General features: G+C 60.0%; 19 protein-coding genes and 1 riboswitch. Of the genes, 6 read left to right on the top strand and 13 right to left on the bottom strand.

What is annotated here, in order from left to right:
* Positions 1 to 23: 23 nt before the first annotated feature.
* The 6 genes from CKW17_RS11850 to cobO are packed head-to-tail and all read right to left on the bottom strand — an operon-like array spanning position 24 to position 6,017.
* Positions 24 to 1,475 carry a cobyric acid synthase gene (locus tag CKW17_RS11850; RefSeq protein ID WP_095119960.1) on the bottom strand — a complete coding sequence of 484 codons (1,452 nt, stop codon included), beginning with the start codon at positions 1,473 to 1,475 and terminating at the stop codon, positions 24 to 26.
* Entirely contained in the window at positions 1,472 to 2,464 is a 993-nt protein-coding gene (gene cobD, locus CKW17_RS11845; RefSeq protein ID WP_095119959.1) for a threonine-phosphate decarboxylase CobD, read from the bottom strand. Before cobD ends, CKW17_RS11850 begins: the two co-directional genes overlap by 4 nt.
* Complete coding sequence (cbiB, locus tag CKW17_RS11840) at positions 2,457 to 3,365, bottom strand: adenosylcobinamide-phosphate synthase CbiB (protein WP_064117343.1); 909 nt, start codon at positions 3,363 to 3,365, stop codon at positions 2,457 to 2,459. Before cbiB ends, cobD begins: the two co-directional genes overlap by 8 nt.
* Positions 3,362 to 4,012 carry a 5,6-dimethylbenzimidazole synthase gene (gene bluB, locus CKW17_RS11835; protein ID WP_095119958.1) on the bottom strand — a complete coding sequence of 217 codons (651 nt, stop codon included), beginning with the start codon at positions 4,010 to 4,012 and terminating at the stop codon, positions 3,362 to 3,364. Before bluB ends, cbiB begins: the two co-directional genes overlap by 4 nt.
* A complete protein-coding gene (locus CKW17_RS11830) occupies positions 4,009 to 5,409 on the bottom strand; it encodes a cobyrinate a,c-diamide synthase (protein ID WP_095119957.1) in 1,401 nt (466 codons plus the stop codon). Before CKW17_RS11830 ends, bluB begins: the two co-directional genes overlap by 4 nt.
* Positions 5,406 to 6,017 carry a cob(I)yrinic acid a,c-diamide adenosyltransferase gene (gene cobO, locus CKW17_RS11825; RefSeq protein ID WP_003223053.1) on the bottom strand — a complete coding sequence of 204 codons (612 nt, stop codon included), beginning with the start codon at positions 6,015 to 6,017 and terminating at the stop codon, positions 5,406 to 5,408. Before cobO ends, CKW17_RS11830 begins: the two co-directional genes overlap by 4 nt.
* Positions 6,018 to 6,097: 80 nt before the next feature.
* Positions 6,098 to 6,328, bottom strand: a riboswitch (cobalamin riboswitch).
* 163 nt (positions 6,329 to 6,491) lie between these two features.
* Here cobO and CKW17_RS11820 point away from each other — a divergent pair.
* Both CKW17_RS11820 and CKW17_RS11815 read left to right on the top strand, forming a co-directional pair.
* On the top strand, positions 6,492 to 7,076 hold the full coding sequence (locus CKW17_RS11820; protein WP_095119956.1) for a hypothetical protein: 585 nt from the start codon (positions 6,492 to 6,494) through the stop codon (positions 7,074 to 7,076).
* Between the two features lie 66 nt (positions 7,077 to 7,142).
* On the top strand, positions 7,143 to 8,456 hold the full coding sequence (locus CKW17_RS11815; protein WP_095119955.1) for a sorbosone dehydrogenase family protein: 1,314 nt from the start codon (positions 7,143 to 7,145) through the stop codon (positions 8,454 to 8,456).
* Between the two features lie 134 nt (positions 8,457 to 8,590).
* Here CKW17_RS11815 and CKW17_RS11810 read toward each other — a convergent pair whose 3' ends face one another.
* The 5 genes from CKW17_RS11810 to CKW17_RS11790 all read right to left on the bottom strand — a co-directional run bounded on the left by CKW17_RS11810 (position 8,591) and on the right by CKW17_RS11790 (position 13,258).
* Positions 8,591 to 9,127, bottom strand: a complete 537-nt coding sequence (locus tag CKW17_RS11810; protein WP_095050233.1) for a C40 family peptidase — start codon at positions 9,125 to 9,127, stop codon at positions 8,591 to 8,593.
* A gap of 220 nt (positions 9,128 to 9,347) precedes the next feature.
* A complete protein-coding gene (locus CKW17_RS11805) occupies positions 9,348 to 9,965 on the bottom strand; it encodes a C40 family peptidase (protein WP_007919826.1) in 618 nt (205 codons plus the stop codon).
* Between the two features lie 214 nt (positions 9,966 to 10,179).
* A complete protein-coding gene (gene hda, locus CKW17_RS11800; protein WP_007919828.1) occupies positions 10,180 to 10,884 on the bottom strand; it encodes a DnaA regulatory inactivator Hda in 705 nt (234 codons plus the stop codon).
* A gap of 207 nt (positions 10,885 to 11,091) precedes the next feature.
* Positions 11,092 to 12,165, bottom strand: a complete 1,074-nt coding sequence (locus CKW17_RS11795; protein ID WP_095119954.1) for an AI-2E family transporter — start codon at positions 12,163 to 12,165, stop codon at positions 11,092 to 11,094.
* Positions 12,166 to 12,199: 34 nt separating this feature from the next.
* On the bottom strand, positions 12,200 to 13,258 hold the full coding sequence (locus tag CKW17_RS11790; protein WP_095119953.1) for a DUF2066 domain-containing protein: 1,059 nt from the start codon (positions 13,256 to 13,258) through the stop codon (positions 12,200 to 12,202).
* 373 nt (positions 13,259 to 13,631) lie between these two features.
* Here CKW17_RS11790 and purM point away from each other — a divergent pair, with 373 nt between their 5' ends.
* From purM to CKW17_RS11775, 3 genes are read left to right on the top strand one after another with little or no spacing between them, the layout of a single operon-like run.
* Positions 13,632 to 14,690: a phosphoribosylformylglycinamidine cyclo-ligase gene (purM, locus tag CKW17_RS11785; RefSeq protein ID WP_077571719.1), complete on the top strand. Its 1,059-nt coding sequence runs from the start codon at positions 13,632 to 13,634 to the stop codon at positions 14,688 to 14,690.
* Complete coding sequence (purN, locus tag CKW17_RS11780; protein WP_095119952.1) at positions 14,690 to 15,340, top strand: phosphoribosylglycinamide formyltransferase; 651 nt, start codon at positions 14,690 to 14,692, stop codon at positions 15,338 to 15,340. The genes purM and purN overlap by 1 nt, the downstream gene beginning before the upstream one ends.
* Before the next feature lie 8 nt (positions 15,341 to 15,348).
* Complete coding sequence (locus CKW17_RS11775; RefSeq protein WP_095119951.1) at positions 15,349 to 16,062, top strand: DUF3108 domain-containing protein; 714 nt, start codon at positions 15,349 to 15,351, stop codon at positions 16,060 to 16,062.
* A gap of 400 nt (positions 16,063 to 16,462) precedes the next feature.
* Here the strand turns inward: CKW17_RS11775 and CKW17_RS11770 are convergent, their stop codons facing one another.
* Complete coding sequence (locus CKW17_RS11770) at positions 16,463 to 18,088, bottom strand: methyl-accepting chemotaxis protein (protein WP_095119950.1); 1,626 nt, start codon at positions 18,086 to 18,088, stop codon at positions 16,463 to 16,465.
* Between the two features lie 130 nt (positions 18,089 to 18,218).
* Positions 18,219 to 19,274 carry an amidohydrolase family protein gene (locus CKW17_RS11765; RefSeq protein WP_095119949.1) on the bottom strand — a complete coding sequence of 352 codons (1,056 nt, stop codon included), beginning with the start codon at positions 19,272 to 19,274 and terminating at the stop codon, positions 18,219 to 18,221.
* A gap of 129 nt (positions 19,275 to 19,403) precedes the next feature.
* Here CKW17_RS11765 and CKW17_RS11760 point away from each other — a divergent pair, with 129 nt between their 5' ends.
* Positions 19,404 to 19,820 carry an OsmC family protein gene (locus tag CKW17_RS11760; protein WP_095119948.1) on the top strand — a complete coding sequence of 139 codons (417 nt, stop codon included), beginning with the start codon at positions 19,404 to 19,406 and terminating at the stop codon, positions 19,818 to 19,820.
* Positions 19,821 to 19,846: the final 26 nt, after the last annotated feature.

The raw sequence follows: 19,846 nt of genomic DNA, 5'->3' as shown, positions 1-19,846 counted from the left end.
GCGATGAGGCCATTAAATTCACCTCAAATCCCACAGAGCCGACGCAACAGCTCGGTATCCAGATGCTTCTCCACCAGATCCGCCAACCGCTCGATATCGCGCTCGCGCAAGGCGTGATAATCCACCGCCTGCACATCGCTCAACCCGGCCCAGCGCAGCAACGCTGCACTCGCCGTCGGCGACTCGAACAAGCCATGCAGATACGTGCCAAACACCTGCCCATCAACACTCTGCGCGCCGTCGCAACGGCCATCATCCAGATGCACCGCCGCATTCTCCAGCGCCGGTCCGCTGGTCACGCCGGCATGAATTTCATAGCCGCTGACTGCAGCATCTTCCAGCGCCAGCCGTCCACGCACATTGCGCAACTGCTTCTCGGCCTCAAGTGTGGTTTCGAACGCCAGCAAGCCCAAACCGGCACTCGTGCCCGGCGCACCTTCAAGACCGAGTGGGTCATGCACCTGCTCGCCGAGCATCTGCAGACCGCCGCAGATCCCCAGCAGTTTGCCGCCGTAACGCAAGTGCCGAGAGATCGCCGTATCCCAGCCATTGGCACGCAGATAAGCCAGATCACTGCGCACGCTTTTCGAGCCCGGCAGGATGATCAGATCGGCAGCAGGAATCGCCTGCCCCGGGCCGACAAATTGCAGATCGACCTGAGGATGTAGACGCAGCGGATCGAAGTCGGTGTGGTTGCTGATGCGCGGCAACACCGGCACCACCACTTTCAGCACTTGTTCGGCCTTGTCGGTCTGGCGCTGATCGATGCCGTCCTCGGCCTCCAGGTGCAGATCCATCACATAGGGCAACACGCCCACCACCGGTTTGCCGGTGCGCTGTTCCAGCCAGTCGAGGCCCGGTTGCAGCAACGCGATGTCACCGCGAAAACGGTTGATGATGAAACCTTTGACCCGCGCCTGCTCACTCGGCGACAGCAACTCCAACGTGCCAACCAAGTGCGCGAAAACCCCGCCGCGATTGATGTCGGCAATCAGCAACACCGGGCAATCCACCGCTTCGGCGAAGCCCATGTTGGCGATGTCGCCGGCGCGCAGATTGATCTCGGCCGGCGAGCCCGCGCCTTCGACCATCACCAGCGGATAGGCAGCGCTGAGTCGCTCGTGAGAAGCCAAAACAGCTTGCATCGCGATGGCTTTGTAGTCGTGATACGCCACGGCATTCATCGACGTCACCGCGCGACCATGAATGATCACTTGCGCACCGGTGTCGCTGTTCGGCTTGAGCAGTACCGGGTTCATATCGGTGTGCGGTTCAAGAAACGCCGCTTGCGCCTGCACCGCCTGCGCGCGACCGATCTCACCGCCGTCGGCAGTCACGGCGCTGTTGAGCGCCATGTTCTGCGGCTTGAACGGTACGACCGCCACGCCCTGACGCGTCGCCCAGCGGCACAGCGCCGTCACCAGTGTGCTTTTACCGGCGTCGGAAGTGGTGCCCTGCACCATCAGGGTGGTCATGCGTGGTCCTTGGCGAAAGCGATTAAAGCCTGTTCGAGACGCGCCTCTTCAGCCGCGTCGGCAGGCAGGCCAAAACGCAAACTGCTGTTGTGGGTAAAGATGCGCAGGAGAATGCCGCGACGGGCCATGAATGCGTGCATCGCTTCGGCATGCTCGGTGATCAGCCACTGGAACAGCGCGCAACCGCCCTGCGGCTTGAAGCCGTAGCGTTCAAGCAGCGCTGCCAGCCGCTCACTGGCCTCATCGCTGCGAATCCGTTGGCGTGTGTGCCCTTCGGTGTCTTGCAGACACGCTTGCCCGAGCACCCGCGTCGGCCCACTCACCGCCCAAGGCCCGACCTGTTCGGCGAGCAGCTTGAGCAACTTGCGCTCGGCCAGGACAAAGCCCAGACGCACCCCGGCCAGACCGAAAAACTTGCCGAACGAACGCAGCACGATCAGCCCGACTTGATGCGCATGCGGCGCCAGACTCAGTTGTGGCGTGTTATCCATGAAAGCTTCATCGACCACCAGCCAGCCACCGCGCCGGGCGAGCCGCGCATGCCAGTCGAGCAATCGTGCCGGGGTCAGGCTCAGGCCGGTCGGGTTGTTCGGGTTGACCACCACCAGCACGTCGAGGCTGTCGAGAAAGAATTCGACTTCCTGCTCCAGCACTTCGCGCACGATGTAGCCGCTGCGCCGCCACGCTTCAGCGTGTTCGGCATAACACGGCGACAACACGCCGACCTTGCCGGCCCGGCGCAAACGCGGCAGCAACTGAATGGCCATCTGCGAACCGGCCACAGGCAGCACTTGCGCGGCACCGTAGTAATCGCACGCAGCTTGCTCCAGGCCGTCATCGGTTTCCGGCAAACGCGCCCAGGCGCGCAGCGGGATTTCCGGGATCGGGAACGGCCACGGCGCGAGGCCGCTGGACAGGTCGAGCCAATCCGCTTCGGCAATGCCGTAATAGAGTGCCGCCTTGCGCAGCCGGCCACCGTGCTCAAGCATAGAATTCAGCCCCCACGCAGAGAATCAGCAGCCATAACCATACGCCGCGCTGGACCAATTGCCAGCCACGGTCGATGGAATCTGCGTCAGCCGCCGCACCCTCGCCAAGCTGCGGACGGTCGTGAAGTTCACCGTGGTAAATCGCCGGCCCACCCAATTCCACGCCCAGCGCACCGGCGCCGGCCGCCATCACGGGACCTGCGTTGGGGCTGTCCCACTTCGGCGCCTGTGTGCGCCAACACTTCAACGCCAGTCGGGTTTTGCCCAGCAGCGCGTAGGTCAATGCCACCAGACGCGCAGGAATGTAGTTGAGCACGTCGTCGATTTTCGCCGCCGCCCAACCGAAACGTTCGAAGCGTTCGTTGCGATAACCCCACATCGCATCGAGCGTGTTGCTCAAGCGATAGAGGACCACGCCCGGCGCACCGGCGACGACAAACCAGAACAGCGCGGCAAACACCGCATCGCTGCCGTTTTCCAGCACTGACTCAGTGGCGGCGCGGGCGACAGCGGTGCTGTCGAGTTCATCGGTCTGACGGCTGACCAGATAACCAACACGCTTGCGTGCCTCGTCCAGATCATCCGCGCGTAGGGCAGCAGCGACGGGCGCGACATGTTCACCGAGGCTGCGCATGCCAAGTGCGCAATACAGCGCGAGAATCTCGACGACCCAGCCCACGTACGGCGCCCAGGAAAACGCCGTGGCGAGCAAGGTCAGCGGCAGCACCGCGATCACCCACGCGGTGACCCCATGGCTGCGCCAGCCACGACCACCGGCGTTGAAACGTTGCTCGATGCGCCCGGCAAAATTGCCGAACGCCACCAGCGGATGCCAGCGTTTCGGTTCACCGAGCAGCGCATCCAGCGCCACCGCGGCGACACTCAACAACGCCACACTCATTGACTCACTCCCCAATAATTTTCATACAGCAACTCATTGAGCGGACGCGTCTGCGCCCACCCTTCGAGTACCAGCATCGGCGCCGGATAGAATTCCTTGACCGGGCCCAGGCATAAAACCGCCAGAGGTTTGGCGCCTTCGGGCAACTTCAAAAGATCAGCCAGTGCCTGAGGCTCGAATAGTGAAACCCAGCCCATGCCCAGACCTTCGGCGCGCGAGGCCAGCCACAAATTCTGGATCGCGCAGGACAGCGAGGCCATGTCCATTTCCGGCAGCGTACGGCGCCCGAAAATGTGCTTTTCGCGATCATCCATCAGCGCGGCGACCAGCACTTCGGCGCAATCGTTGATGCCTTCGACTTTGAGTTTCATGAACTCGTCACTGCGTTCGCCGAGGGCTTCGGCGGTGCGGATGCGCTCTTCTTCCACGAGGTTCTGGATCTGCCCGCGCAGGTTGCGGTCGCTGATGCGGATGAAGCGCCAGGGCTGCATCAGGCCGACGCTTGGGGCCTGGTGGGCGGCTTCGAGCAGGCGGCGTAACAAATCCGGCGCGACGGTGCCGCCAGTGAAGTGGCGCATGTCGCGGCGTTCGGCGATGGCTTTATAGACGGCTTGGCGCTCGGCTTCGGAGAATGCGTTGTCGGTCATGGCCCTTTCGCGAGCAGGCTCGCTCCCACAGGGGATTGCATTTCGTCAGGCACGACATCGCCCACTGTAGGAGTGAGCCTGCTCGCGATAGCGTCCTCAAAGTCCGGCGCGAACAGTGCAGCGACAGCCGCAGGATTCGACGGGAAATAAAAGTGCACGTACGACGCCGTCATCCGCCCTTCCCGATAAACCGCCTCGGCCCCACGCCCACCATTCGGGCTCAAACCCCGTGCAATCGGCGCCAGTTCGGTAGTCGTCAGCGAATGATGATAAGTGTGCCCACGCAGCGAACCTTCCGGCAGATCGACCGCTTGCAGGGCCAGTGCCGCCAGACGCTTCTGCATCACCGCGTCGCCCTTCAGCAGCCCGACCAGCTCGGCGCGAGTGCCTTCAACGTCAGTCAAAGAATCCAGCAAATACAGCATCCCGCCGCACTCAGCGAGCAACGGTTTCCCCGCAGCATGATGCGCACGAATCGCCTCAAGCATCGCGGTGTTCTGCGACAACGCGACGTGATGCAACTCCGGATAACCACCGGGCAGATACACGCTGTCCGCTTCAGGTAATTGCGAATCACGGATCGGCGAGAAGAAACTCAACTCAGCGCCCATCGCACGCAGCAGATCCAGACTCGCGCCATAAGTGAAGGCAAACGCCTCATCACGGGCGACGGCGATTCGCACATTCTTCAGCAGCGGCTCTACCGCAATGACGTCTGGCGCGGCGAACTCCACGGCCGGTGGCAGCGCTACCTCACAACTGCTGGCCAATGCATCGGCGGCGGCGTCGAGGCGCACATCCAGATCATTCAATTCACTGGCCTGTACGAGGCCGAGATGGCGACTCGGCAGTTCGATACCGGTCTCGCGGGACAACGCGCCGTACCAACGCAAACCTTCAGTAAGGCTGCCTTCCAGCAATTGCGCATGGCGCAAGGTGCCGACACGATTGGCCAGCACGCCGGCAAACGGCAGATCCGGCTGATACTTCGCCAAGCCCAGTGCCAGCGCACCAAAGGTTTGCGCCATGGCCGTGCCGTCGATCACACCGAGCACCGGCACACCAAAATGCCGCGCCAGATCAGCGCTCGACGGCGTGCCGTCAAACAGGCCCATCACGCCTTCGATCAGAATCAGATCCGCCTCGGCAGCGGCCTCCCACAACAGGCGACGGCTTTCCTGCTCGCCGACCATCCACATGTCCAGTTGATACACCGGCGCACCGCTGGCGCGCTCGAGGATCATCGGGTCGAGAAAGTCCGGGCCGCATTTGAACACGCGCACTTTGCGCCCCTGATTGCGATGCAAACGGGCGAGCGCGGCGGTGACGGTGGTCTTGCCCTGACCGGAAGCCGGCGCGGCGATGAGCACCGCCGGGCAGTGACGTGGTTGATTCAAAGTTCGACGCCTTTCTGCGCTTTGATGCCGGCCTGGAAGGCGTGTTTGAGCATGCCCATTTCGGTGACCGTGTCGCCCATCTCGATCATTTCCGGTTTGGCCGCACGACCAGTGACAATCACATGCTGCATCGGCGGACGCGCCTGTAAATCGCTGAGTACCTGATCGAGATCGAGATAGCCGTGCTTGAGGGCGATGTTCAATTCGTCGAGTACCACCAGACCAATCGACGGATCGCGCAGCAGTTCGCGCGAGACTGCCCACGCAGCCTCGGCGGCGGCGATGTCACGCTGGCGATCCTGAGTTTCCCAAGTGAAACCTTCGCCCATCACGTGGAAACGCACCTGCTCGGGGAAGCGGCGGAAAAACAACTCTTCGCCGGTGCTGTTGCGGCCCTTGATGAACTGCACCACGCCGCACTGCATGCCGTGGCCCATGGCACGGGCGAGCATGCCGAACGCCGAGCTGCTTTTGCCTTTGCCGTTGCCGGTCAGCACCAGCACCAGGCCGCACTCGTCGGGCGAGTTGGCGATGCGTTCGTCGATCACGGCTTTTTTGCGCTGCATACGCGCCAGATGGCGTTCGTCGCGCTCGGGGGAATCAGTCATGGGGGAGCTCTCCGTTGAGGCTGGATAACGGCGGGCAGGCACAAGAATAGACGGCAAAAAGCCTGGCATCGCCCACCGTGATGCCGCTGGATGGATCAGGCCGGTCTCCGGGCTCATGAGCGGCGTTGGCCTGACTGCGCGCCTTCCCGCTTCTTTCGAGGCAGTGGCTCAAGGCGCAGTTTTCACTCATTTACCGTTGCGGGGGCAGCGCCGGGATCGTGGTGGTTCTTCGCTTGAAGACAACCCTCACCGGCTTCCCTGTTTCACTCTGTCGACAGCGGTCACAGAGCACCTGAAACAAGCCGCGAAGGTTAGAGGGTTGGGGGTGGAGCGTCAATTAAAGAGGCGGCCATCGGGCGAATAACTGCCGCCGATCAATTATCTGCCGCCAATCTTGTGCCACACTGATACAAATGATATCAAAGAGCCATGCTTTTCCCGAAAAGCCCACTACAACAATAAAGGATGATGACGATGCAAGGCATGATCATCAGCAACCCGCGCCTGGAATTTCTGCGCCCGGTGCTTGAACGCTGGTTTGACTGTATCGACCGCTACAACGCCGTGCGCGGCGACAGCGACACCCCTTACTGGCATGACGAGAAAGCCAATCTCGGATTGCTCTCGGCGGCGGCCTGGATGGCTGAGCTGGTGACTTTGAATGACACTGCCACGCGCAAGCAGAACGAAGAAGGCGAGCGCAACGCTCGCGCCGATCTGTTTCTGGCCGGCGCCGAAGACCGCGCCTTTATCCAGGCCACTCAGCGCTGGCCGAAGGTTACCAACCTCAATCTGACCCAAGCCCTGCTCGACATCACCAACGACGCCAAACGCATCAGCTACGCCAGCGATCTCAAGCTCGGCTGCCTGTTCGTCGCTCCGCAAAAAGCCCAGCACAGCGCCAGCCCCGAAGAGCTGCAGGACATGGTCGACGATCTGCAAAAGGAACACACCTGCGCCGTCGCCTGGTATTTCCCCTACGCCTATCGCAAATTGCGCAGCGAAGCCGGCAACTATCACCCGGGCATCGCCATGCTGTTCAAGGAAGCACGCGGCTGAGCAGTTGAACCATCGGGCTTGCGCCCTCCTCTATGATTAGGAATGCATTCATAGGGAAGATCAGCAATGCGCAAGCCCCAGCTCGTTTTTGTCATCGCCTTCGCCGGAGGGCTCGCCGCCTGCGGTGAGACCTCCAGCCTGCAAGTCTCCGACGGCACCGGCCCGTCGCCGAAGCTGCCCGAACCGAACAAGACCCTGATCCCGACGGTGAACATCGCCCCGGCGATCGGCTGGCCCCAGGACGCTAAACCGACGGCAGCGACTGGCACGCAAGTCGCTGCATTCGCCGAAGGCCTCGACCATCCGCGCTGGCTTTACGTGCTGCCCAACGGCGATGTGCTGGTGGCGGAAACCAATGCCCCGCCAAAACCGGATGACAGCAGCGGCATTCGTGGCTGGGTCATGAAGAAGGTTATGGGCAAGGCCGGCGCTGGCGTGCCAAGCCCGAATCGCATCACTTTGCTGCGCGACGCTGATCACGATGGCGTGGCCGAGACACGCACGGTGTTTCTGCAAAACCTCAACTCGCCGTTCGGCATGACCCTGATCGGCAACGATCTGTACGTCGCCGATACCGATCGCTTGCTGCGCTTTAACTACGAACCGGGCGCGACCGAGATCAAGTCGCAGCCAATCAAGGTTGTCGATCTGCCCGGCGGCACGCTGAATCATCACTGGACCAAAAACGTCATCGCCAGCAAGGACGGCAGCAAGCTCTATGTCACGGTCGGCTCGAACAGCAACGTTGGCGAAAATGGTCTGGATAAGGAAGAAGGTCGCGCGGCGATCTGGGAAGTCGATCGGGCGACCGGCAATCACCGGATTTTCGCCTCAGGCATCCGAAACCCAAACGGTCTGGCCTGGGAACCCACCAGTGGCGCGTTGTGGACGGCGGTGAATGAGCGCGACGAAATCGGCAGTGACCTGGTGCCGGACTACATCACTTCCGTGAAGGACGGTGGTTTCTATGGCTGGCCGTTCAGTTACTACGGTCAGCATGTCGATGTGCGCGTTACGCCGCAAAACCCAGAGCTGGTGGCCAAAGCCATTGCCCCGGATTACGCGGTCGGGCCACACACCGCCTCGCTGGGCCTGAGCTTTGCCGAGGGCAACACGTTGCCGGCGCAGTTCAAGGAAGGCGCGTTTATTGGCCAGCACGGCTCATGGAACCGCAAACCGCACAGTGGCTACAAAGTGATTTTCGTGCCGTTTACCGGCGGCAAGCCGAGCGGCAAACCGGTAGATGTACTGACCGGTTTCCTCGACAAGGACGAGAATGCTTTGGGTCGGCCGGTGGGCGTGGTGATCGATCAGCAGGGTGGTCTGCTGGTGGCGGATGATGTTGGCAACAAGGTTTGGCGAGTCTCAGCCAGCAAATAGTTTTCGCCATGCACAAACAACTGTAGGAGTGAGCCTGCTCGCGATAGCGGTCGATCATTCAACATTGATGTTGAATGTGACACCGTCATCGCGAGCAGGCTCACTCCTACACATTAGATTTTGGGCAACTTGAATTATGGGTTATGCGCCAGATGCTCCGGCTGCAACACTCGCTTGGCACTCAGATAAGCCTTCTGCCAATACGCCTTCGACAGACTGTCCAGCTTGACCGTGCCGCCGGTAGCCGGCGCATGCACGAATCGCCCTTCGCCGACGTAAATTCCCGCATGACTGACCTGCGAGCCGCCATTGGTGGCGAAGAAGATCAGATCGCCGGTCTGCAAGCCTTCCTTGCCGACATTCGGCGCCTGCATAACGATCAGCTCACGCGTCGAACGCGGCAAAGAGATGCCCGCCGCATCACGGTAGACAAAACCGATCAGCCCACTGCAATCAAAGCCTGAATCCGGCGTGTTGCCGCCCCAGCGATAAGGCGTGCCGACCAGACCGAGCGCGCGAAACAGCACGTCTTCAGCAGCCGGTGAAAAAGCTTGGGATGGGCCGAACACGACCGGCGCGCGAACAACCGGCGCAGGCGGCGGTGTACGACTGGCGCAGGCGCTGAGCAGCGCTGCGAAGAAGATCAAGGTGAGGCGGGCCGTCATCGTCATAAGCAGAACATCCTGATCTGGCTGCGGCTTTTTCTGCCGGTGGACAGAAAAGAAAACCGCCTGCGTGAGCACGCAGGCGGTTTGCCATCAATATAGATACAGGATTCTAGCGGCTACGCGGCAAACTTCAAGTAAGACTTTAACTTCACCTTGTAAAGTCTACGCCTACTCCGTTGCCGGGAGCCTGATTGTCGCCGCGAACGCAGCGACATCGAGGGAATTACTTGCGAGCAGTAACTACAGTCGGAGCGTTGGCCAATGCGCGTTTCGCTTCGATGAAAGTCTTGCTCCAGTAGCTGTCACCCAGGCTGTCGATGCGAACACCGCCGCTGCGACGACTGCTGGAGTGGATGAACTGGTTGTCACCGAGGTAGATCCCGGCGTGACTGACACGACCGCGACGACCGTTGGTGGCGAAGAACAGCAGATCGCCCGGCTCAAGGTTGCTGCGCGAGACCAGCGGCGCATCGACGTTGATCATTTCGCGTGTCGAGCGCGGCAGATTCATGCCAGCTTCTTCGCGGAACAGATAACCGATGAAACCGCTGCAATCGAAACCGGCTTCAGAGGTACCGCCGAAACGGTAACGGGTACCGATCAGGGACATGCCGCGTTCGAGGATGCTATCGGCCAGAACAGGAAGTTGATAAGGCTTCTTGCCATTGAATTCGTTGAGTTCTTTTTCGGTGTCCAGCTCTTCCTGGTAAATAACGGAAGACTGAGCCGTGGCAGAATTTTTAACCTGTTGAGGCTGCTCTTGAACTGGAGAATGAGCAGCGCAACCGTACAACAGGGTGACGAGTGCGAGAGGCACGAGGGGTGCGAAGCGCTTTAGCATGGGCACGACCGTGGCTGATAGTTGTAAAGAAGCCGAGACTATGCCCGCTATCAACCTCATTTGCAAATTCAATCGATCTTTTTGTGACTTCTCGGTTTCTCGTTTACATCTAAGCGCTTAAGCCCATTTGAACCGATACGCGGCCTGCACACCCTGCAGGAAAGCGGATTTTCTGGCGCCTGAAATATGCCGAGACACGCTGAAAGCCGCGCCGTTACCAGCCTAGCGTTTCTTTCAGGAAGGGAATGGTCAGCTTGCGCTGAGCCTGCAACGAAGCCTGATCGAGCTGTTCAAGCAAGTCGAATAGCGCACTCATGCTGCGGGTGCCGCGAGTCAAAATAAAATGCCCGACTTCATCGGTCAGGTGCAGACCGCGACGCGATGCGCGCAACTGCAAGGCACGCAATTTGTCTTCGTCGGAGAGCGGACGCATCTGGAAAATCAGCGCCAGGGTCAGGCGCGATTTCAAGTCAGCCAGTTTGACCGGCAGTTCACGCGGAGAAGTGGAAGCGGCGATCAGCAGACGCCGACCGCTGTCACGCAGACGGTTGAACAGATGAAACATCGCCTCTTCCCAGTCAGCCTTGCCGGCGATCACCTGCAAGTCGTCCAGGCAAACCAGTTCGTACTGTTCAAGGTTGTCGAGGATTTCGACACCGCGATCCATCAACTCGGCCAACGGCAAGTACACCGCCGGCTCACCCATTTGCTCAAAACGCAGACACGCTGCCTGCAACAGATGCGTACGCCCTACGCCGTGTTTGCCCCACAGGTAGATCAGGCTTTCTGTCCAGCCGGCGTCGGCTTCGCATAGACGCTCGACATAGCCGAGTGCAGCGGCATTGGCGCCTGGGTAGTAGTTGATGAAGGTGGCGTCGTCACGCAGACGCACACCTAGGGGCAGCTGAATCGGTTTCATGCTGACTGAACAGTTCTCAAGGAACCGTTAGTGGCCTCTGTGTAAAGTTTGCGAAGTTTATACCCGTGAAGCTGAGCGCACAATGCGACAGAGTCCAAGCAAAATCAAAGGTTTGCGTTAACACGCTGGTTTTATGACAGATTCTTTGGCGCCAGCGCCTGCAGGACACGGGCCAACCCGGCTATTCGCCGGGCCGCCCCTGTGCCATTACAACTGCGGATCGTCAACGCCACTATAGATGTCGGAGTCCTTGTACAAGTCGTGCACATGGCGCACCAGCACCATGATCACCGCCGCCACCGGCAATGCCAGCAGCACGCCGGTGAAACCGAACAGTTCGCCGCCGGCCAGAATCGCGAAAATCACCGCCACCGGATGCAGACCGATACGATCGCCCACCAGCAAAGGCGTCAGCACCATGCCTTCCAGCGCCTGACCGACTATGAACACCGCGACGATCCCGACCATCGGATACAGATCGCCACCGAACTGAAACAACCCGGCAATAAGCGCAGCGCCAATACCGATCACGAAGCCCATGTAAGGCACGATCGCCGCCAGCCCCGCAATAAGGCCGATCAACAGCCCCAGCTCCAGCCCGACAATCATCAGGCCCGCTGCGTAGATCACGCCCAGCGCCACCATCACCAGCAACTGACCGCGAACAAAAGCGCCCAGTACCTCATGACATTCACCGGCCAGCGAGACGATGGTCTCTTCCCGATCACGCGGCAGCAGGCTGCGGATCTTGGCCATCATCACATCCCAGTCGCGCAGCAGGTAAAAACTTACCACCGGGATCAGCACCAGATTGGCCAGCCAGCCAATCAGCGCCAGACTCGAAGCCGTCGCCTGACTCAGTACCACGCCGACAATGTCAGTGGTCTGACCCATGTGCTCGCTAATGGCTGCCTTGACCTTGTCGAACTTCCAGAAACCGTCCGACAGTCCCAGCTTCGACTGTGCCCACGGCACTGCCGTGTGCTGCAGCCAATCGAGCATCTGCGGTGCCAGTTCGTACAGTCGCAGCAACTGCTTGGCGAGCATCGGCACCAGCACCAGCATCAGCGCCGTGACGATCAGGGTGAACAAAGCAAACACCGCGATCACGCCCCAAGTACGCGACAAACCAAGCCGTTCCAGGCGATCCACTAACGGATCGAACAGATAGGCCAGCAGCAGTGCTACCAGAAACGGCGTAAGGATCGGGTGCAGCAACCATACAAACGCGCAAAGCAGGACAACCCCACCGAGCCAGAACCAACGCCGCGTATCGGCCATGTACCACTCCTGTTGCTTATATATAAGGAAAGACTTACCAGCGAAACCGCAACGATGGTGCTGCCGGTGTCGGGGCCGGAGCCGCGACCGGGGCTGCACCTGCAACCGCAGGCTGTGGCGCTGAAACCTGCGCCGGCGCCTCGGCCGGCAGTTCCTGCAACTTCGCCAGCGACAACTGCGCACGCATCTGATCGGCGCTGCCATTGACCCGATAGACGATGCGATCACCGTCAACACTTTGCAGACGCACGCCAAACGGTTCGAGTAACCGCAACAGCGCCGCGTAATGCTCCAGATTCATACCCTGCACTTCCAGGGTTTGCTGCCCCGAGGCGCCGGGCTTTGCGACAAAACGTGGCGCCAGACGCTCAGCCACCGCCAACATCACTGCGTCAGCGACAGCAGCCTGATCGGCGCCCTGCACGCTGCCCGCCTCTTTCTGATCGCCCAGCCACAAGTGCCACTTGGCTTGCCACTGCCCGCCTTCTTCACGGGCATGCACCGCCAGCAGGGCGTCAGCGTTGTAACGTTCGGAAGCGCCGCGCAACGGTGCCGGATCCGTGCCTTCCAGCGCTGGCGCCGTGGCAACCAATTGCTCGCTCAGGTCTGCCAACGGCAGACGCAATGGCAAGCCGCGATGTTGCGCAGCCCGACGTAACGGCGCAGCAGCTGACTGACCGTCGCCGACCAGACTCGAGCCCTCAGCCGAATCATTCAGCCACCAGCTCAGAATCGACGGGCGACTGGCGCCCCACACCGACAACCCGGCACGTCGCAGCGCCTGCTCGGTGGTCGCCGGATCGAAATCGACCTTCAGCACCTCCGGCGGCCCGGCATCGAAACCGAATTGACTGATGATCTGCTGCGGATCCTTGCGAATCGCCGCCAGCCCCGGGTTTTGCGCAGCTTTCGTATCGCCGGTCAAACGCAGCACCAACGTATCCAGTGCCGCCTGCGTGGCGCGATCACGTTCTTCCGGCGCCTGACCGTTGACCGGCTCGCGCACTTGATAAAGGCCTTTGAGGTTTTCGGCGTGACTCGCCAGGCTGATCAGAGACAAACAGCCCACAAACAACAATTTACACAAACGCATGGAGAATTCCCGTCGACAGGAGCGGCTGGAACAGGCCGCGTGAATCGGTTGAGCAAGGCTGTGACAATCTGCCAGCACCAAACATTCACACGACAGCGGTAAGTTTTTGCACAGTGGTAACGATAGACGGTTAATTGCCCCACCTTATACAGGCGTTCATTCGCCTCAATTGCAAAAAATTTCCGTGGATATGGCCCTGCCCGTCGGTGCGAGGATGGCCGCTGCCCCTCAAGCCTGATAAAATCGCGCGCCTTCGCAGACCGGCAACAGCCGGGCACCTCGAAACTCGCGTGAGGCCATCGCCCCGTCGATTTCGAAGTTCCCGCTGAACTCGGTCGTTACCCCTGAATCCCCTCCCCTAAAGGCCTGGATCATGAGCAAGCAACCCTCCCTGAGCTACAAGGACGCCGGTGTAGACATCGACGCCGGTGAAGCATTGGTCGAACGCATCAAGAGCGTCGCCAAGCGCACTGCGCGCCCGGAAGTCATGGGCGGCCTGGGCGGTTTCGGCGCCCTCTGCGAAATCCCGGCCGGCTACAAGCAGCCAGTACTGGTTTCCGGCACCGACGGCGTCGGCACCAAGCTGCGCCTGGCGCTGAACCTGAACAAGCACGACAGCATCGGTATCGACCTGGTTGCCATGTGCGTGAACGACCTCGTCGTTTGCGGCGCTGAGCCACTGTTCTTCCTCGACTACTACGCCACCGGCAAACTCAATGTCGACACCGCTGCCCAAGTGGTCACCGGCATCGGCGCTGGCTGCGAACTGTCGGGTTGCTCGCTGGTTGGCGGCGAAACCGCTGAAATGCCTGGCATGTACGAAGGCGAAGACTACGACCTGGCCGGCTTCTGCGTCGGCGTCGTGGAAAAGGCTGAAATCATCGACGGCTCGAAAGTCGCCACCGGTGATGCGCTGATCGCGCTGCCATCGTCCGGCCCGCACTCCAACGGCTACTCGCTGATCCGCAAGATCATCGAAGTTTCCGGTGCCGACATCGAAAACATCCAGCTTGACGGCAAACCGCTGACCGACCTGCTGATGGCCCCGACCCGCATCTACGTGAAGCCGCTGCTCAAGCTGATCAAAGACACCGGTGCCGTCAAAGCCATGGCCCACATCACCGGTGGTGGCCTGCTCGACAACATCCCGCGCGTTCTGCCAAAAGGCGCTCAAGCGGTGGTTGACGTGGCTAGCTGGACTCGCCCTGCCGTGTTCGACTGGCTGCAAGAGAAAGGCAACGTTGACGAAACCGAGATGCACCGCGTGCTGAACTGCGGCGTTGGCATGGTTATCTGCGTGGCTCAGGAACACGTTGAAGTTGCGCTGAACACCCTGCGTGACGCCGGCGAACAGCCTTGGGTCATCGGTCAGATCGCTGCCGCTGCCGAAGGCGCTGCTCAGGTTGATCTGCAGAACCTTAAGGCTCATTAATGTCCGCAACCTGTGATGTCGTGGTGCTGTTGTCCGGCACCGGCAGTAACTTGCAGGCTCTGATCGACAGCACGCGGACCGGCGACAGCCCGGTCCGCATCGCTGCAGTGATTTCCAATCGCGCCGACGCCTACGGCCTGCAACGCGCCAGTGACGCGGGTATCGCCACCCGCTCGCTGGATCACAAGGCATTCGAAGGTCGCGAGGCCTTCGATGCTGCTCTGATCGAACTGATCGACGAATTCAATCCGAAACTTGTGGTGCTGGCCGGTTTCATGCGCATTCTCAGCGCTGATTTCGTTCGCCACTACCAGGGTCGCCTGCTCAACATCCACCCGTCGCTGCTGCCCAAATACAAAGGGTTACACACTCATCAGCGCGCGCTCGAGGCCGGCGACACTGAGCACGGCTGCTCCGTGCACTTCGTCACCGAGGAACTCGATGGCGGACCACTGGTCGTACAGGCAGTATTACCGGTAGAGTTGCACGACACGCCGCAGAGTCTCGCGCAGCGAGTCCACGTTCAGGAGCACCTGATCTACCCGATGGCAGTACGCTGGTTTGCCGAAGGCAGGCTGGCACTCGGTGAACACGGTGCATTACTGGATGGCCAGTTACTCGCGGCCAGCGGCCACTTGATTCGAAACTAGGAGATATTATGCGTCGCGCCCTGCTCTTCGCTTGCGCTCTGCTCGCCCTGCCCTTCGCGCAGGCAGCGGAACTTCAACCGTTCTCCGCCAGCTACACCGCCGACTGGAAGCAGCTGCCCATGAGCGGCACCGCCGAGCGCAGTCTGGTCAAGGAAGCCAACGGCGTCTGGAAGCTCAGCTTCAAGGCCTCGATGATGATCGCCAGCCTGACTGAAGAAAGCACCCTGACCCTCGACAAGGACACGCTGCTGCCGCAGTCCTACCACTTCGAACGTGGTGGCCTGGGCAAAGCGAAAAAGGCTGATCTGGATTTCGACTGGAACAGCAAAATGGTCACCGGCACCGACCGTGGCGACGCGGTGAAAATCCCGCTGAACCGTGGCATGGTCGACAAGTCCACCTATCAGTTGGCACTGCAACATGATGTGGCTGCTGGCAAAAAGACCATGAGTTATCAAGTAGTCGATGACGGCGAAGTCGATACCTATGACTTCCGCGTACTGGGTCCGGAAAAAGTCGAAACCAAGGCTGGCAAGATCGATGCGATCAAGGTCGAGCGCGTACGCGACCCGACACAAAGCAAGCGCATCACCGTCCTCTGGTTCGCCAAGGATTGGGATTACCTGCTGGTTCGCCTGCAACAGGTTGAAACCGACGGCAAGGAGTACAACATCATGCTCCAGGACGGCACGGTCAACGGTAAAACCGTTAAAGGCAGCTGATCCACCGCTATACCAAAGAGCCTCGCGAAATGCGGGGCTTTTTTTTGCCTGCTGGATTGGAGATTTGTGCCAGGCTCGCCCCTCACCCCAGCCCTCTCCCCAGGGAGAGGGAGCTGACCGAGATGTATGACGCTATGTATCGACCTGCAAGATCGAGTCGATTATGGATTCACCAAAGAACACTCAGGTCGGCGTAACTCTTTAATCCCCCACGGTCAGTCCCCTTTTCCAATGGGAAAGGGAGCCGACAGAGAGTCTGGCGCCATACATCGACCTAAAAATCGAGTCGATTATGGATTCACCAAAGCAAGATCAGGTCGGTGTAACTCGCCAATCTCCCACGGTCAGTCCCCTCTCCCTTTGGGAGAGGGCTAGGGTGAGGGGCTTTTGAAGGCAAAACTCAAACCGAGAATTTGGCCACCATGCTGTTCAAATCCACCGCCAACCGCGACAACTCCTGACTCGCCGCACTGGTCTGATTGGCCCCCGCCGAGGTCTGCATCGCCAGATCACGAATGTTCATCAGGTTGCGATCCACCTCCCGCGCCACCGCCGCCTGCTCCTCTGAAGCACTCGCGATCACCAGATTGCGCTCGTTGATCAGCGTGAACGCCGAGGCGATCTCTTCCAATGCAGTCCCGGCCGCCTTGGCCAACTCCAGCGTCGAACGCGCCCGCACATTACTCTGCTGCATCGAACTGACCGCCGAATCGGTGCCCTGCTGAATCCCGCCGATCATCTGCTCGATTTCCTGGGTCGACTGCTGTGTGCGATGGGCCAACGCCCGCACCTCATCCGCTACAACCGCAAATCCACGCCCGGCATCACCGGCGCGAGCAGCCTCAATCGCAGCATTCAAGGCGAGCAGATTGGTCTGCTCGGCAATCGAACGAATCACATCCAGCACTTTGCTGATGCTGTAGACCTTCTGCGCCAGATCTTCCACCTGACTCGCATTGGCCGTCACATCATCGGCAAGCGATTCGATGGACAACACCGTTTGATGCACCTGCTCGCGGCCATGCTGGGCTATGCGATCGGATTCACGAGAAGCCTCGGAGGTGGCCACCGCATTGCTCGCCACCTCCTCCACCGCAGCCGTCATCTGATTGACCGCCGTGGCCGCCTGTTCGATCTCCAGACTCTGCTGATGCAACCCGCGCGTAGCGTCTTCCGTGACGCAACTCAGCTCCTCCGACGCCGAGGCCAACTGGCTGGAGGACTCGGAGATTTGCCGAATCGTGTCGCGCAGGTTGTGTTGCATGCTCTTGAGTGCCTGCAGCAGTCGCGCCGGCTCGTCCTTGCCACTGATGCTGATATCGCCAGTCAGATCACCACCGGCCACCACCTCGGCGACACCCAGCGATTGCGCCAGCGGCAGCACGATGCTGCGCGTCAGCAGCAGGGCCAGGCCAATGGTGATCAGCGCGGTAACGCCGATCATCACCCCGACCCACACCCGCGAACTGGTAAACACCAGCCGCGCTGCTTCGGTGGCGAGATTGGCATTGTGTTTATTCAGCTCAACCAGTTCGCGCAAAAGCACTGCAATTTCATCGGCCAAGGGAGTCATCTGACCGTTGAGAATGGTCGCGGCCTCCTCGACCCGATTCTGCGCCGACAACTGCATGACCTGCGCCTGAAACTCCAGGTACTGGTGCTCGGCGACCTTGAAGCGGTCGAACAGCTTGCGCTCCTCGGGCAGCACGATCAGCACGTCATAACGCTGCTGCGCTTCACTGAGCACACCGCGTAATTCATTGAGTTTGGCAACGTTCTGCTCGAGCGCCTGCGGATCGCGATTGAGCAACAGGCGCATGGTCAGCGCGCGCAGGCGCAGCATGTCCTGACTCATCTCACCGACCGCCATCACGCTCGGCAGCCAGTTGTTATCAACCTCGTCGGACTGCGCGCGCATGTTCGACATTTGCAATAAAGCGAACGCCCCAAGGGCAAATACCATCAGCGCCAACAAGCCAAAACCGAGGCCGGCGCGCGGGGCAATATTGAGACTACGGATACTCATTGCTCTGGTTCCTTCCAAAAGCGCTGCATCAACCCTGCAGCTGGTTGCTTTAGAAGGTATCGGCCCGGCGAAAAATTGCGTAAGACGAAAAGGCGATATCAAGAGGCCTTGATCCTTCGAACTGTCGGCATTAACGATTCAGCGTGCTTTTGCCGGACTTGAGCACCGTTCGCGGCAAGATAGCCAGGAAGTTATCTCTCGCGACCTTTTGCGCAATGTTCTCCGGCAGGGCATCAAGGAACGGCTTGAAGCTGTGCATTTCCTGACCGAGCTTATTGAAACGCCCTACCACATCGGAGCCAAGCATGAAGCGTTCGGGGTATTTCTCGACCAACGCCAGCCATTCCGCTCGCGGTTTTCCCTGCTCGTCCAGCAGATACGGCGTGAGCATGCTCCATGACAGATCAATAAACAGGTTGGGATACGCCTCAAGCATGCGCGTCAGCGTGGGCAACAGGAATGTCAGTTGCATCTGATGCCGATGGATTTCAGCGCTGGTGCCGGCGTGCGCCCAGATAAATCGCGTGTGCGGGTGATTACGCAGCGGTTCTTCGATTTCCTTCAGGTACAGCGGATTTCTCTCACGCTTGGAAGTGATGTTGGAATGCAGCATCACCGGCAGATCATTCTCGGCGGCCAGATGGTAGATCTTGGTCATGGCTTCGTTGTTGGCACGCGGCGTATCGCCGGACGTCAGCGCTGTGAGGTCGTCATGGCGGGTGAACACCTCGCCGATGCCCTGCCACAGCCCTGGGTACAGATCGAGCATGCGCTGGATGTGCGCGGCGGAGTTCTTGTCGTTCGGGTTGAATCCGGAAAGAAACGGATGAAAGTACGGGCGTTGTTCTGCGCTCAGTTTTTGCACGGCGTCGGCGACAATCACATCAGTCGCGCTATACCAGTAAGCATCGGCGTCATCCCCGGCGTAATAGCGCGGGCGCTTGGGTTCGTCCTCATGCCACTTCTTCGCGACCGGAATGCCGGAAATCATCACATGCTCGATGGAATTGTCCTGCATGGCTGTCAGCAATTTCGCCATGCCTGCGCTTTCCTGGAAAAAATCCACGTAATGCAGGTGTGCATCGCTGTAGGTGTATTCGCGGGCGCTGACGTTGCCGGCAAATACCAACAAACAGGCAAGACTCAAACGATACAGGGACACAAGTAATCTCCAGGAAGTAGGCATAGCCTAGACCGCGCCCTGACGACAAGGGTTCATCCCGCAGGAAAGTGGAACGCGTACCGGTGGGAATGCTCTATAACTGCAAGGTCTTTTTTGATCGAAGCGACTTTTCCTACTGCCAGTGAGGTTCACATGACCGTTACCGTCAATACCGTCTCCGCTGAAGGTTTTCGTCACACCGTACAGATTGATGACCACGAACTGTTTGCCGATGTACCAAAAACGGCCGGCGGCGAAGGCTCGGCACCTGAGCCGCACGACTATTTCGATGCGGCCCTCGGCGCCTGCAAAGCGCTGACCCTGAAGATGTACGCGAAGAAGAAAGACATCCCGCTGACCGGCGTCGGTGTCGACGTCAAACGTGACAACAGTGAAGAGCAGAAAGGCAAATACGTGCTGCACGTCACCCTCACCCTGAAAGGCGTGCTCACCGACGCCCAGCGCGAGGAACTGCTGCGCGTCGCCGACCGCTGCCCGATTCACAAACTGATGACCACCACTGACGTGACCATCGAAACCCATGCACCGCAGGGCTTCGACAGCCAGTAATCCTCCTCATGCCAGCGGCGGGTTAT

Source organism: Pseudomonas sp. Irchel s3f10, from assembly GCF_900187515.1.
Taxonomy (GTDB): Bacteria; Pseudomonadota; Gammaproteobacteria; order Pseudomonadales; family Pseudomonadaceae; genus Aquipseudomonas; species Aquipseudomonas tensinigenes.
This window is presented reverse-complemented; position numbering and strand designations above follow the sequence as displayed.

What these genes read in the sequence shown, in the direction of transcription:
- CKW17_RS11850 (WP_095119960.1), bottom strand. Translation starts at nt 1,475, where the DNA reads ATGACCACCCTGATGGTGCAGGGCACCACTTCCGACGCCGGTAAAAGC.
- cobD (WP_095119959.1), bottom strand. Translation starts at nt 2,464, where the DNA reads ATGCTTGAGCACGGTGGCCGGCTGCGCAAGGCGGCACTCTATTACGGC.
- cbiB (WP_064117343.1), bottom strand. Translation starts at nt 3,365, where the DNA reads ATGAGTGTGGCGTTGTTGAGTGTCGCCGCGGTGGCGCTGGATGCGCTG.
- bluB (WP_095119958.1), bottom strand. Translation starts at nt 4,012, where the DNA reads ATGACCGACAACGCATTCTCCGAAGCCGAGCGCCAAGCCGTCTATAAA.
- cobO (WP_003223053.1), bottom strand. Translation starts at nt 6,017, where the DNA reads ATGACTGATTCCCCCGAGCGCGACGAACGCCATCTGGCGCGTATGCAG.
- CKW17_RS11820 (WP_095119956.1), top strand. Translation starts at nt 6,492, where the DNA reads ATGCAAGGCATGATCATCAGCAACCCGCGCCTGGAATTTCTGCGCCCG.
- CKW17_RS11815 (WP_095119955.1), top strand. Translation starts at nt 7,143, where the DNA reads ATGCGCAAGCCCCAGCTCGTTTTTGTCATCGCCTTCGCCGGAGGGCTC.
- CKW17_RS11810 (WP_095050233.1), bottom strand. Translation starts at nt 9,127, where the DNA reads ATGACGATGACGGCCCGCCTCACCTTGATCTTCTTCGCAGCGCTGCTC.
- CKW17_RS11805 (WP_007919826.1), bottom strand. Translation starts at nt 9,965, where the DNA reads ATGCTAAAGCGCTTCGCACCCCTCGTGCCTCTCGCACTCGTCACCCTG.
- hda (WP_007919828.1), bottom strand. Translation starts at nt 10,884, where the DNA reads ATGAAACCGATTCAGCTGCCCCTAGGTGTGCGTCTGCGTGACGACGCC.
- CKW17_RS11795 (WP_095119954.1), bottom strand. Translation starts at nt 12,165, where the DNA reads ATGGCCGATACGCGGCGTTGGTTCTGGCTCGGTGGGGTTGTCCTGCTT.
- CKW17_RS11790 (WP_095119953.1), bottom strand. Translation starts at nt 13,258, where the DNA reads ATGCGTTTGTGTAAATTGTTGTTTGTGGGCTGTTTGTCTCTGATCAGC.
- purM (WP_077571719.1), top strand. Translation starts at nt 13,632, where the DNA reads ATGAGCAAGCAACCCTCCCTGAGCTACAAGGACGCCGGTGTAGACATC.
- purN (WP_095119952.1), top strand. Translation starts at nt 14,690, where the DNA reads ATGTCCGCAACCTGTGATGTCGTGGTGCTGTTGTCCGGCACCGGCAGT.
- CKW17_RS11775 (WP_095119951.1), top strand. Translation starts at nt 15,349, where the DNA reads ATGCGTCGCGCCCTGCTCTTCGCTTGCGCTCTGCTCGCCCTGCCCTTC.
- CKW17_RS11770 (WP_095119950.1), bottom strand. Translation starts at nt 18,088, where the DNA reads ATGAGTATCCGTAGTCTCAATATTGCCCCGCGCGCCGGCCTCGGTTTT.
- CKW17_RS11765 (WP_095119949.1), bottom strand. Translation starts at nt 19,274, where the DNA reads ATGCCTACTTCCTGGAGATTACTTGTGTCCCTGTATCGTTTGAGTCTT.
- CKW17_RS11760 (WP_095119948.1), top strand. Translation starts at nt 19,404, where the DNA reads ATGACCGTTACCGTCAATACCGTCTCCGCTGAAGGTTTTCGTCACACC.